Raw genomic sequence first — 12,250 nt, forward strand, 5'->3', positions numbered from 1 at the left:
GCTTCACGAAAAACTTTAATCAGACAGCTTTTTATAAAACTTATTTAGCTTTTTAGCCTCTTGCTCAATATTCAAATACTTCAAGCCCTTGCTAGGAATTAATCTAAGGCTTTGAGTGCCCTGAATACTGTAACGTTTTTTTAACGGCAACGATATTTTATATTCACCAACAATTGCCTTTTTATCGTTTTGAATACTTAGTTTGTAAAAATAAACATGTTCAATGTCTCTCTTTTTAAAAAACGAATAAAGTTCCGGGCAAACTTCAAGCCAATCTATTTTTGTTTCTTTCAAACCCACCTGAGGTCTTAGGTTTAGAAAATAATTGGCGTTTTCAATAAGAATAGAAACCATATGCTGCTCGTCGCAATCAAGCTCATTCACTAAAACAATTGGATTATTTATTTTTTTTCTGAATTTTTCAACTAGTGCATTATTCAGTCTTTTTACCGTTTCCAAATCAAAATCATCTGGAAGACTGAAAAGATCCTCAATACTTGGTGGTATAATTACAATAAGCTCGTTTTTATTACGCGAAAGTGTTCCTTTTTCCTTTAAATAATCATTTGTTTGAAAAAGTGTATTTGTTTTAACGTACTCTTCCACATCTTCAAAGTTGGCAGTTGATCCAAAATAATTTATATGTTTCGCTGGTTGGTTTTCAGTTTTCTTTGCTATTTCCTTAAAATATAAATAAGCGTCCATATTTGTTGTAAATTCAACAACCGTAGTATCTACAAGTTCCCTAGCTTTTATTTTTTCAAAATCTTCTTTCCAAATATTCACAAAACCCTTATTTAGATGATTTAGAATCGAAGGATTTTTTTCATTTAAAAAAGCATAATTTTCACTATTCCTTATAGAAGGTGTTTGGTACCAGGACAAAATAAAGGATCGATCGTTAACACCATTTTCCTTTCCAAAGAAAATATAACGTCGTAAGGCTTCTATCAAAACCGCTAAATTATTTTCATCCTCAGGGTACAATAAATATTTAGTGAAGCATAAAAGAATGATCTTCTCTAAATTATTTTCCACCATGCCAATATTTACAGTCTCTTCAAAACATATTTGTTTTAGTTGGGAAAACTTTAAAGAATCGACCTGGAAATTTTTTCTCATTCCGTTGAGTGAATCAAACCTAAAGCTTCTAAAGGTATTTAATCGCGAACCTGGATCAGGATGACTAACATAATTTCCCGAAATTTTTCCGCACTGTATTTCTTTACGAATTTCGTCTCTTTTGAAAGATTTAAGTACGTTGCAAGCTTGGTCAAAATTGTATCGAGATTCGTTCAATAACTTAAAAGAGTATTGATCCGCCATTGTTTCTTGGCCTCTTGAAAACCAATAATAATTACTAGAATTATTATAGAGAGCTACCGCATAGGTAATTGACGCAAAGAGTGGTCCGGGATTCGGCACCATTCCACTAATACCGGGTAGCATCATAAACGATGGCTTATCAGGATATTTTATCTCCAATATTCGTCCATAGTTTTTAATAACATCATCGTTAACATAATGCGCAATTTCGTGTCCTAATATTAGGGCTAGTTCAGCCTCAGTCTCAATTTCGGCTATTAGGCCAACATTAATTAATAAATAACCCGATTGATCGACAGATGCATCAAATTCATCACTTCTTTGAAAAAATATTTTGATATTATTTGAAACTGCAGTGTCTTTAACAATGGTTTCCATAACTTTTCTAATATAGACTTCATAACCATTAAATGATGGGTAAATTTTCCCACCAGTAAAGTCCTCGTAAAGCATTAACGCACCCTGTAGTGCGAATTTTTTATACTGTGCACCAATGAAAAGATTATCCCTATACTTTTGAGCACCGTAATTATAAGCATAGTTATAATGATCTAAACTTTCACTCTTATTAGCTTGCTTCCAATTATAGTGATACCATTCGTTTTGAGTGAAACATATACTTGGCAGAAGGGCCAATAAAATTACTCTTGCAAAAGTCATTTTTTATTTTTTTATTGTGTGCGTTTTAAAATCATAACCCAAAAGATTGACCAAAATGAAAATTCAATCCATCAAATTATTTATATTTATTTTTTTCGTGTGTGCTGCTTATACGTGTTTGGGTCAAACAAAAAACAAGTCTAGGTATTACAATGATACAACTTTTGAATTTAATGGTTACACCATTGGTTTAAAAAACACTTACAATCGAAAGAAATTATTCCTAAGAACAACCCTTGAAATTAATAACCCAAGTAAAAATTTTGTATTAATTAACCCGAAAGATATATTCTTGTCAGCATCAAGCTTAACTCAGAAACCTTCGTTATATAGAAAAACTATAGTAGTGCCCCCTGGCCACTCTTTAAAATTTCCAGTCAAGTTTCCCGATGTTAGCTCTGAGGATTCACTGATTAATTTTTCCTTTTCTAAAATAACCATTTCTAAAGACGTTATTACTGCGGTTGGTTCAGGTAGTTTGGCTATAAAAAACAGAAAACAATACAAGGATGGAAATGTAAAAGTTGAAATTATAGATGTGAAAGAATATCAAGGTGACGTATTAATACGGGTAAAAATTTCGTACAAAGGAAACGGCTTTTTAGCAGTAAATTATAATAATATTGCTGCAAAAAACGAAAAGGCAGACACCTGTTATAATCTTAAAAAGCCTGTTGGAAAGGCTCACATTAATCCTAAAACAAATATAGAGTCAGTTAATCTTGTGTTCCCAAGAAGGTGTTTGAATATAAATGCAAGAAAAACCATGTTTTTTAAAAATGTTTTCACAGAGTTGTCGATAGAAGATTTGTCTGGATTTGAAACAAGTTTAAGGATTATTGATGATAAGGATATTCCTTTGCAAAAGGAAAAAGACGATATTGAAACGATGGATTAATCCGTCTCCTTAAAATCGATATGACGTCCTATAGTTCCCATAAAACGTTTCCATTTACTTTGTCGTTGTGTTATTGAAATAAAATTTTCAATTTTTAGTGGCGCATAATTTACAACAGGCGTGTCGTGAGGCAAACCCCTTAACGTATCAAAAATTGCCGGTAAAAATTTCACTTGTTTTTTTGTTTTCCGTTTGGCAAAACGATACAACATTTTAGATTGAAAAGGATCACTGCAAACTGCAACCGATTTAAAACCCTTTTTTTGTGCTAACTTATAACCATACCAAACATTCTCGGTGCTATGCTCTGCCCGTTCTTCTGTAAAAATATTTTCGCGTGGAACTCCCATTGCAATAAGATATTCCTTCATTATTTCCGCTTCTATGTAAGGTGAATAAACAGCACCACCACTTGTGATTATGTTTTTTGCAATGCCTCTGTCGTACAAGTGTTTTGCCCAAATTACGCGCATTTGCATAACCCTATCCCAAGTTGGTTCATAAAATGGGATTCCAGGTACTATGATAACATCGTAGACTTTATTTGCTTTTAATGCGCGTTTAGTCATTCTGGAAGCCGAAGGTTTGAATAACATACAAGAACCAAGAAAAATAGATAGTATTAAAATAGAGCTAGATAAAAAGAAACGGTTCATAATTGGTTTGTCGTCCGTGACTTAATGGTGTACTTTACGATGACGAATCATTTTAGCAAGCGAGGCAATTGCTTTATCATGTTTTTTCACGAAAGGATTTTCGAGATCCCATACATAACCTGCCAAAACCGAACAAATTTGCTTTTTTATTTCCGGGTCAGGATTCTCAGAAAAGAAAATATCGTAAAGATCGCCTGAATACCAAGCCGCAACATAAGAACGAAATGTATTAATGCCTTGCATCATGTGATCTGTATATTGTTTTGGCCAATTTACTTCTTTGCCATTTAAGGTATCACAAACCAATTTACCCGCCTTATTACCAGACTCCATTGCAAACGTAACACCAGAAGAAAAAATAGGGTCTAAAAACTCTGTTGCGTTTCCACACAAAACAAAACCGTCTCCATACAATTGTTTGGTTGATATGGCATAACCTTCAATACTCTTTGGCTGAAACATCATTTCAGCATCACTAAAACGTTCTTTTGTTATAGGATCTTTGGCAATAATACTGCGCATACGTTCAACAGGATCTTCTGATATTCCAGTATAAAACTCAGGATCTGCCACAAAACCTACCGAAGTAATTCCATTAGAAAAAGGTATAATCCAGATCCAGGTGCGAGGCTGATGAACAACAACGGTTATACGGTTTCCATCTGTACCTTCGGGACGTTTTAGATCTTTAAAATGTGTAAAATGCGTTTTGCGAGGCTCAAAGTTCGAAGGCTTGTCGAGATTAAACATGCGCGGAATAACCCTTCCGTACCCACTTGCATCAACAATAAACCGTGCTTCAATTTGTTTTTCTTTTCCTGTTTTATCCGTTACTGTTGTTAAAGAGTTGGTGCCACTAAATTCAATGTTTTTCACTGCCGTTTCGTGTTCTACATCAACTCCCATAGACGCAAGTGTTTTTGAAAGTATTTGATCAAATTCGGCTCGCGGTACTTGCCACGTCCAGTTCCAACCTTTGCTAAACTGATCTGAAAAGTTAAAATCACAAACTTCATTTCCGCGCACAAACTTTGCACCGTTTTTTCGTTGAAAGCCTGCACTTTTTATAGCGTCCATAAATCCTGCCTCTTCCAGATGATCCATCACACGCGGCAACAAACTCTCGCCAATAACAAAGCGTGGAAACTTTTCTTTTTCCACCACTTTTACATTAAATCCTTGCTTATTAATTATAGAACCTGCTATGCAACCAGCAGGGCCGGCTCCAATAACCAACACGTCTACTTTTTCTTTTTGCATTATTTTATTTTTTTACACTTTAATAAAGAATGACTCACTCCAATATTATCAACCTGTTCAACAACTTCAAGACCCGATTGTTTAACTAATTTAAGAAATACTTTGCTATCATACATTTGACTATTACCATTTGCCATTGCTGTAAAGTACAATGAGGTCATTTGTAAACAAAAAGCCGAAGCTCCAAAACGTTGTTTGTCCCAAAATGTCTCTAGAATGTAGATGTAGCCATTTTCATCGATTGCGTTTGCACATCTTTTAAGAATCGAAATTATTTCTTCATCCGAAAAACAGTCTAAAAACTGACTCATCCAAACACCATCAAAACCTTTTGGAAAAACAGTTTTTTCGTCTAAAATATTTGCCTCGTAAAAGCCAATGCGATCCGACAATCCTTTACTTTCAATGTTCTTTCTGGCCATATTTGTTTGACCCGGCAGATCCATTATTGTCATATGAACATCCTTGCAATAATTAGCACAGGCAATAGACCATTTTCCCGTGTTGCCGCCAATATCCAATATTTTTTTTGGTTTTTGATCGAGTACGTGACTCAAAACTTCATCAAATGCATTGTCAGAATAATAATGATCAAAGTCAAACCAACTCTTTTTTGCTGGTTCTGGAAAAGTGGATAAGCCCTCGTAAATTGTCCCCCACTTACCAAAAACTTTGAGTCCTTCTGGCTTAGATTGTTCAAGGCTTTTATCAAGATCCCACATACCTTGATAACAAACATCATTTGTAAAATCAAGGTTTACGCGCGTTAATTCGTCGTTTAATATAAAGTATCCAGTCTTAGTTAAGAAATATTTTTCGTCCTGAATGTAAACCAATCCTATACCTAGTCCGGCTTCTAAAAGAACCCTAACATTATACAATGGCAGATTAACTTCCTTAACCAATTCTTCAATTGTAATTCCTGTTCTTCTTGATTTTTCAACATGTTTTAAAATGCCATTGTTCCTCAAAATTCTACTCGCTTGAAAGACCATTGGAGCAAAGGCAATCCATTGCGCATACTCCTTAGCCTCTAATGCATTTCGCGTATCTGTTGTAAAAAAATCCATTATTATTTTAATTGTGATAAAGGCTTAAATATAACATAAAGAAACAAAACGGGGACTATATAAAACGCTTGTTTGTTTACGATTGCATCTGTTAATTTAAACCCAGAAGCGTTAAAAGTTTTTGTATATTCGCATTCTTATTTTTTAACCTAAATCACGTATGATAAACCTTGGCAGCGGTAAATTAACTTTTGATGAATGTTATGATGTTCTTATTCATAACAAAAACATTGAGTTGAATGACAGTGCCATGTCGCATGTTTATCAAAGTTACTTTTTTTTAAAAGAATTTATTAAAGATAAGCTCATTTATGGCGTTAATACAGGTTTTGGGCCGATGGCGCAATATAAAATTAGTGATAACGATCAGGTACAACTTCAATATAATTTAATACGTAGTCACTGTTCGGGAAGTGGAAACCCCATTGAACCCATTAATGTAAAAGCCCTAATGCTAGCGCGCCTAAGTACGCTTATGCGTGGTTATTCTGGCATACATCCTGACGCTGTTATTTTATTAAAAGAACTTATAAACCGCAATATTTGTCCGGTGATATACGAACACGGCGGACTAGGTGCAAGTGGCGATCTCGTGCAGTTAGCGCATTTAGCCCTAACTCTGATTGGTGAAGGGGAAGTTCATTATCAGGGAGAAATTACCGATACTGCCCAAGTATTTAAAAAAGAAGGCTTGACTCCCCTGCAAGTTCATATTCGTGAAGGACTAGCTCTAATGAATGGTACATCCGCCATGTGTGGTATTGGACTAATAAATCTTATCCATGCAAAAAATCTCGTAAAGCATTCTATAGCGGCAACAAGTATGATTGTAGAAATGGTGCAGTCTTATGATGATCATTTTTCGAATGAATTAAATTCTGTAAAATACCATGCCGGACAAAACATCATTGCAAAAGAGATGCAAGCGTTTTTAAAAGACAGCAAACTGGTAAAAAAACGCGAAAAACATTTATACCATCAGCCAATCAAAGAAAATATTCTGAAAGATAAAGTTCAGGAATATTATTCAATTCGTTGTGTGCCACAAATTTTAGGTCCCGTGCATGATACCATTGCTTATGCTGAAGAAGTTATTATTAATGAAATAAATTCGGTAAACGATAATCCAATTATTGACTACGAAAATAAAAATGTATTTCATGGTGGAAATTTTCATGGGGATTACGCCTCTCTTGAAATGGATAAGCTTAAAACCGTAATCACCAAACTCTCCATGTTATGTGAACGTCAGCTTAATTTTTTATTAAACGATAAGCTTAATGGAATTTTACCGCCATTTATTAATCTAGGAACGATTGGTTTAAATCTTGGAATTCAAGGGGTGCAATTTACAGCAACTTCTACAACGGCAGAAAATCAAACACTGAGTTTTCCAATGTACGTGCATAGTATTCCAAGTAACAACGACAATCAAGATATCGTAAGCATGGGTGCAAATTCAGCTCTGATTGCGCAAAAGGTAATAAACAATACGTATGAAGTCATTGCAATTGAGTTTCTTGCTTTAATACAAGCCTTAGATTATCTCAATTTTGAGCCAAAAATTTCACAAAAAGCCCGCAATTATTACAAAGATCTCAGGGGCTTGGTGCCTGTATTTAAAGAAGATAGCACTAAATATCAGGATCAGCGCAAAATTGTAAACTATTTAAAAAGTAAAATATAAGTTTTAAAAAATAATATTTTGTTAAATTTGTATTAACATAGCACTCAGCACGTATGACAAAATTCGCTTTAGTTACAGGAGGTTCAAGGGGTATAGGAAGGGCTGTTTGCGTTACCTTGGCCGAAATGGGCTATAATGTTCTTATAAATTATCAATCAAACGAAGCAGAAGCCAATAAAACCCTTGCACTTGTAAAAGAAAAAGGCGTTAGTGGCGAGATTATGAAATTTGACGTGTCTAAATTGGAGGAAGTTACCGCCGTTTTAGATACTTGGATACAAGCAAATAAGGATAATCAAATTGAAGTGCTTGTTAACAATGCCGGGATTCGTAAAGACAATCTTATGATGTGGATGAGCGATACTGAGTGGCATTCTGTTATGGATATTGCAGTAGACGGCTTTTTTTATGTGACGCGTTTGGTTATTAAAAACATGCTTGTAAAAAAATACGGGCGTGTTATAAACATTGTGTCGCTTTCTGGGTTAAAAGGTTTACCGGGACAAACAAATTATTCAGCTTCAAAAGCAGCCGTTATTGGTGCAACCAAGGCTTTATCGCAAGAGGTAGGTCGCAGGGGAATTACGGTAAATGCTGTTGCTCCTGGTTTTATTAAAACTGAAATGACACAGGACTTGAATGAAAAAGATTTTAAATCATTAATACCGATGAATCGTTTCGGAGAAGTGCAAGAAGTGGCAGATGTTGTTGGTTGGTTAGCTTCTAGCAAATCTACTTACGTTACTGGCCAGGTAATTTCGGTGAACGGAGGCTTGTATTCATAGGAGAATAAAAATGAGAAGAGTAGTAATAACAGGATTGGGTATTTGGTCATGCTTAGGCGACAACCTCGAAGAAGTGAAAAAGTCTTTGTTTGAGGGAAAGTCTGGTATTGTGTACGATGCCGAAAGAGAACAGTGGGGTTATCGCTCTTGTCTTACCGGTAAAGTATCGACACCACAACTAAAAGGAGTTTTAGACAGACGTGCCCGTGTGCAGCTTTCTCAAGAAGCGGAATACGCTTATCTTTCTACATTAGAAGCATTGAAAAATGCTAAAATGGATCAAGAATGGATTGATAAAAACGAAGTAGGTATTTTATTTGGCAACGATAGCTCAGCAAAAGCGGTTATGGAAGCCATTGACATTGTACGTGCTAAAAAAGATACTACTCTTATTGGATCGGGTTCTATATTTCAGTCAATGAACTGCACAGTCACTATGAACCTTTCAACCATTTTTAAATTAAAAGGCATCAATTTCACAGTGAGCGCTGCTTGTGCAAGCGGATCGCATTCAATTGGAATGGCTTACTTAATGATAAAATGGGGTATGCAAAACCATATCATTTGCGGTGGCGCTCAGGAAGTAAATCCTTTTGCATTTGGAAGTTTTGATGGCCTCAGTGCTTTTTCGATTCGCACAAATGAACCTACCAAAGCTTCTCGTCCTTTCGACCGAGATCGTGACGGTCTTGTGCCTAGTGGAGGATCTGCTACCGTTATTTTAGAAGACTATGAGTCAGCTGTTAAACGCGGGGCTCCTATTTTAGCGGAAGTAATCGGGTATGGTTTTTCATCAAATGGCGAACATATTTCAAATTCAAGTGTTGATGGTCAGGTGCGTTCCTTACAAATGGCTCTTAAGGATGCCAATATTTCGGAATCTGAGATCGACTACATAAACGCTCATGCTACTTCAACCCCTGGTGGAGATTTTGCGGAAGCAATTGCAATTGATCAGGTATTTGGAGCCAGTAAACCACTTGTAAGTTCAACAAAATCAATGACGGGCCACGAATGCTGGATGGCCGGAGCAAGCGAGATCGTTTACTCCATGTTAATGATGCAAAACGATTTTGTGGCTCCAAATATTAACTTCGAAAATCCGGATGAAGCCTCAGCAAAACTCAACATTGCAAGTAAAACTGTTGATAAAAAAATAAATACTTTCCTTAGTAATTCTTTTGGATTTGGCGGAACAAACTCAACTTTGGTAATTAAAAAAATATAAGCGCTTAAACAATATCACACACAAATGACAAAAGACCTAATCATATCAAAAGTAAACGAATTTTTAGTAGATGAATTCGAGGTAGAAAGCAGTAAGATTGTGCCTGAGGCTAATATGCGTGAAACACTTGATCTGGATAGCCTTGATTACGTTGACCTTGTGGTAGTAATTGAAAGTAATTTTGGATTTAAAGTGGTGGGTGAAGACTTTATCAACATTCATTCTTTTCAAGATTTTTACGACTACTGCCACCAAAAAGTTAGTCAAAAAGACGCTGCTTAAAATTAAAAATGTCTAACAAGAGCAAGTGGGAAGGGAAAACCAGAGGCGGGCTAAGTGGGCATAAAATTTTTGTATTTATTCTCAATACATTCGGGCTACACATTGCATATTTTTTCTTGCGATTTGTAGCTTTTTATTTTTTTTTATTTAGTAAATCCACTAAAACCTCACTAAACTATTTTAGGAAAATTCACGGCTACAAAGGTTTAAAGGCCTACGGAGCCACTTATCAAAATTATTTTTTATTCGGCCAGATTTTATTGGATAAAGTGGCTCTTCTTTCAGGCGTAAAAACCAACTTCACAATAAATCACGATGGTCACAATGAAAACCTCGCTAATCTCAAAAGCTCCGGCAAAGGCAGTATTTTGCTTAGCGCCCACATTGGTAATTGGGAAATTGCCGGTCAAATGCTTGATTCGCTGAACACCAAATTTAATGTCCTCATGTACGACAATGAGGTAGAGAAAATGAAGGAATACATGAGTCGTGTGATGGGTAAAAAAAGTTTTAATGTGATTGCAATACGTGATGGTGATATGGGGCACTTGGTAGAATTACACAAAGCATTCGCTAACAATGAGCTTGTGGTGATGCACGGTGATCGATACCTGCCAGGAACTGCTACCATTGAAAAAAACTTTATGGGTAAACTCGCAAAATTTCCCGCAGGACCTTTTGTAATGGCCGCTAAATTCGGTGTTCCAATCACCTTAGTTTTCGCAGTAAAAGAAACAAAAAATCACTACCATTTTTTTGCCCGCAAACCCATTGAAGTCAAAAGAGCACGCACTAAAGAAGATACCGACTTAGTTGTAAAAAATAGTTCTGATCAATATGTCCGCGAACTGGAATTCATGCTAAAAAAGTATCCAACTCAATGGTTTAACTTTTATGATTTTTGGAAATAGATTTTATATAATCGGTATCACACTCTTTACCAAGTTTTAACCAGGTTCTATTTCTCTTTCTTGTTTAAAAATTCAATTTTCCTTACCTTTATCCACCCTATAAATGCCTGTTAAATATATATTTCTCTTAGTTTTATCGAGCTGGCTTAGCTTTTTTTCCGCTCAAGCTGCAATCAACAGATCTTCATTCTATTCTGCCATGATGCATGAAAATTTAGATGTTATCGATCACGAACTAGATAAATTAAACAAAAATAGCATTGGCGAAGCGTTTAAAGGTGCTTTGATGATGAAAAAATCAGGTTTAGTCAAGCCAGCAAAAGACAAATTGAGTTTTTTTAAAGAAGGGCGAAAAAATCTCGAATCTGCTCTAAAAAAAGATACAAGTAATGTAGAATATCACTTTCTAAGGCTCATTATTCAAGAAAACACTCCCAAAATTGTTAATTACAATAGTGAAATTAAACGTGATGCTTCGTATCTTCGCGAAAACTATAAAAACCAGACAATTGAATTACAAAAGGTTATTTTCAGTTACAGCAAAAAATCTAAAACATTAAAACCGGAAGATTTTAAAAACGAATTGCATGAGTAAAAAAATACTAGTTCTTTACTATACCCAATCTGGTCAACTAGCTGATATTTTAAACAGTTTTGTTAGTCCTTTAGTTAAGGCTGGGCATAGCATTGAAACCCTTGAAATTCATCCACAAATTGAGTACCCGTTTCCTTGGACAAGCAAACAATTTTTTTCTGTGATGCCAGATTGTGTTTTAGGCGCGCCAACTGAACTTAAGCCGTTTCAATTAAAAGAAACTAAATACGACCTTATTGTGTTGGGCTACCAAGCATGGTTTCTTTCACCAAGTATCCCAATTAATTCTGCTTTAAATGACTCTAAAATACGGGCGGTTTTAAACGACACTCCCGTTATTACAGTAACTGGCGCTAGAAACATGTGGATTAGTGCACTTGAAAGGGTTAAGCAAGTTCTTAAAGAAACCAATGCAAAACATGTAGGTAATATTGCTCTAGTAGATAAACACCATAACTTGATAAGTGTGATTACCATTTTATACTGGATGTTTACAGCAAAAAGAGACAAGTTCTTGGGCCTGTTTCCTAAACCTGGAGTTTCTGACGCAGATATAGAACATACAAGGGTGTTTGGAGCTCTCGTAGATAAACACCTCTCACAAAATGATTGGAATGGCTTACAAGATGAACTATTTGTACAGAAATCTGTTGTGGTGAATTATAATCTCATGTACACCGAATCAAAAGCAACACGCCTTTTTGGCATATGGGCAAATTTTATTGTAAAAAGGAAAAATAGAGGTCCTTGGCTTGTTGTATTCAAGTATTATCTTATTATTGCACTGTTTATTGCAGCCCCAATTATCCTCACAATAAACACGATATTTTTTAAACCATTTTTAAGAACAAAAACTAAAAAACAATTAGCATATTACGCAGGAATAAATTAA

Annotated in this window: 12 protein-coding genes; 8 read left to right on the forward strand and 4 right to left on the reverse strand. The window is 35.4% G+C overall.

The genetic code is table 11. From position 1 onward, the window contains the following. Positions 1-15: 15 nt before the first annotated feature. Positions 16-1,986: a M48 family metalloprotease gene (locus P2086_RS18635; protein ID WP_317898280.1), complete on the reverse strand. Its 1,971-nt coding sequence runs from the start codon at positions 1,984-1,986 to the stop codon at positions 16-18. Positions 1,987-2,041: 55 nt separating this feature from the next. Between P2086_RS18635 and P2086_RS18640 the strand changes: the two genes are divergently transcribed. After that, positions 2,042-2,884, forward strand: coding sequence for a hypothetical protein (locus P2086_RS18640; RefSeq protein ID WP_317898281.1), 843 nt, complete (start codon positions 2,042-2,044; stop codon positions 2,882-2,884). On the opposite strand, the gene P2086_RS18645 is transcribed toward P2086_RS18640, so the two are convergent. The 3 genes from P2086_RS18645 to P2086_RS18655 form a co-directional block, all read right to left on the reverse strand. Then, positions 2,881-3,453 (reverse strand): YdcF family protein, encoded by a 573-nt coding sequence (locus P2086_RS18645; protein WP_317898282.1) that lies wholly within the window; start codon positions 3,451-3,453, stop codon positions 2,881-2,883. The genes P2086_RS18640 and P2086_RS18645 overlap by 4 nt on opposite strands. 108 nt (positions 3,454-3,561) lie before the next feature. After that, a complete protein-coding gene (locus P2086_RS18650) occupies positions 3,562-4,800 on the reverse strand; it encodes an NAD(P)/FAD-dependent oxidoreductase (protein ID WP_317898283.1) in 1,239 nt (412 codons plus the stop codon). Continuing rightward, positions 4,800-5,870 carry a class I SAM-dependent methyltransferase gene (locus P2086_RS18655; protein WP_317898284.1) on the reverse strand — a complete coding sequence of 357 codons (1,071 nt, stop codon included), beginning with the start codon at positions 5,868-5,870 and terminating at the stop codon, positions 4,800-4,802. The genes P2086_RS18650 and P2086_RS18655 overlap by 1 nt, the downstream gene beginning before the upstream one ends. A 160-nt stretch (positions 5,871-6,030) precedes the next feature. On the opposite strand from P2086_RS18655, the gene flxA reads away from it, so the two are divergent. The 7 genes from flxA (at position 6,031) to P2086_RS18690 (ending at position 12,250) form a co-directional block, all read left to right on the forward strand. Further along, positions 6,031-7,557: a flexirubin biosynthesis tyrosine ammonia-lyase FlxA gene (flxA, locus tag P2086_RS18660; protein WP_317898285.1), complete on the forward strand. Its 1,527-nt coding sequence runs from the start codon at positions 6,031-6,033 to the stop codon at positions 7,555-7,557. A 53-nt stretch (positions 7,558-7,610) separates the two neighbouring features. Further along, the gene (flxB, locus tag P2086_RS18665; protein ID WP_317898286.1) at positions 7,611-8,342 is read left to right on the forward strand and encodes a flexirubin biosynthesis SDR family reductase FlxB; all 732 of its coding nucleotides are present in this window, start codon (positions 7,611-7,613) and stop codon (positions 8,340-8,342) included. A gap of 10 nt (positions 8,343-8,352) precedes the next feature. Then, positions 8,353-9,570, forward strand: coding sequence for a beta-ketoacyl-[acyl-carrier-protein] synthase family protein (locus tag P2086_RS18670; protein ID WP_317898287.1), 1,218 nt, complete (start codon positions 8,353-8,355; stop codon positions 9,568-9,570). A gap of 24 nt (positions 9,571-9,594) precedes the next feature. Beyond that, positions 9,595-9,852: a phosphopantetheine-binding protein gene (locus tag P2086_RS18675; RefSeq protein ID WP_317898288.1), complete on the forward strand. Its 258-nt coding sequence runs from the start codon at positions 9,595-9,597 to the stop codon at positions 9,850-9,852. An 8-nt stretch (positions 9,853-9,860) separates the two neighbouring features. Continuing rightward, a complete protein-coding gene (locus P2086_RS18680) occupies positions 9,861-10,763 on the forward strand; it encodes a lysophospholipid acyltransferase family protein (RefSeq protein ID WP_317898289.1) in 903 nt (300 codons plus the stop codon). A gap of 103 nt (positions 10,764-10,866) precedes the next feature. Beyond that, a complete protein-coding gene (locus P2086_RS18685) occupies positions 10,867-11,358 on the forward strand; it encodes a hypothetical protein (RefSeq protein ID WP_317898290.1) in 492 nt (163 codons plus the stop codon). Further along, the gene (locus P2086_RS18690; protein ID WP_317898291.1) at positions 11,351-12,250 is read left to right on the forward strand and encodes a hypothetical protein; all 900 of its coding nucleotides are present in this window, start codon (positions 11,351-11,353) and stop codon (positions 12,248-12,250) included. The genes P2086_RS18685 and P2086_RS18690 overlap by 8 nt, the downstream gene beginning before the upstream one ends.

This window comes from Aurantibacillus circumpalustris (assembly GCF_029625215.1).
GTDB lineage: Bacteria > Bacteroidota > Bacteroidia > B-17B0 > Aurantibacillaceae > Aurantibacillus > Aurantibacillus circumpalustris.

What these genes read in the sequence shown, in the direction of transcription:
- P2086_RS18675 (WP_317898288.1), top strand. Translation starts at nt 9,595, where the DNA reads ATGACAAAAGACCTAATCATATCAAAAGTAAACGAATTTTTAGTAGAT.
- flxA (WP_317898285.1), top strand. Translation starts at nt 6,031, where the DNA reads ATGATAAACCTTGGCAGCGGTAAATTAACTTTTGATGAATGTTATGAT.
- P2086_RS18640 (WP_317898281.1), top strand. Translation starts at nt 2,042, where the DNA reads ATGAAAATTCAATCCATCAAATTATTTATATTTATTTTTTTCGTGTGT.
- P2086_RS18655 (WP_317898284.1), bottom strand. Translation starts at nt 5,870, where the DNA reads ATGGATTTTTTTACAACAGATACGCGAAATGCATTAGAGGCTAAGGAG.
- P2086_RS18645 (WP_317898282.1), bottom strand. Translation starts at nt 3,453, where the DNA reads ATGACTAAACGCGCATTAAAAGCAAATAAAGTCTACGATGTTATCATA.
- P2086_RS18670 (WP_317898287.1), top strand. Translation starts at nt 8,353, where the DNA reads ATGAGAAGAGTAGTAATAACAGGATTGGGTATTTGGTCATGCTTAGGC.
- P2086_RS18650 (WP_317898283.1), bottom strand. Translation starts at nt 4,800, where the DNA reads ATGCAAAAAGAAAAAGTAGACGTGTTGGTTATTGGAGCCGGCCCTGCT.
- P2086_RS18690 (WP_317898291.1), top strand. Translation starts at nt 11,351, where the DNA reads ATGAGTAAAAAAATACTAGTTCTTTACTATACCCAATCTGGTCAACTA.
- P2086_RS18685 (WP_317898290.1), top strand. Translation starts at nt 10,867, where the DNA reads ATGCCTGTTAAATATATATTTCTCTTAGTTTTATCGAGCTGGCTTAGC.
- P2086_RS18680 (WP_317898289.1), top strand. Translation starts at nt 9,861, where the DNA reads ATGTCTAACAAGAGCAAGTGGGAAGGGAAAACCAGAGGCGGGCTAAGT.
- P2086_RS18635 (WP_317898280.1), bottom strand. Translation starts at nt 1,986, where the DNA reads ATGACTTTTGCAAGAGTAATTTTATTGGCCCTTCTGCCAAGTATATGT.
- flxB (WP_317898286.1), top strand. Translation starts at nt 7,611, where the DNA reads ATGACAAAATTCGCTTTAGTTACAGGAGGTTCAAGGGGTATAGGAAGG.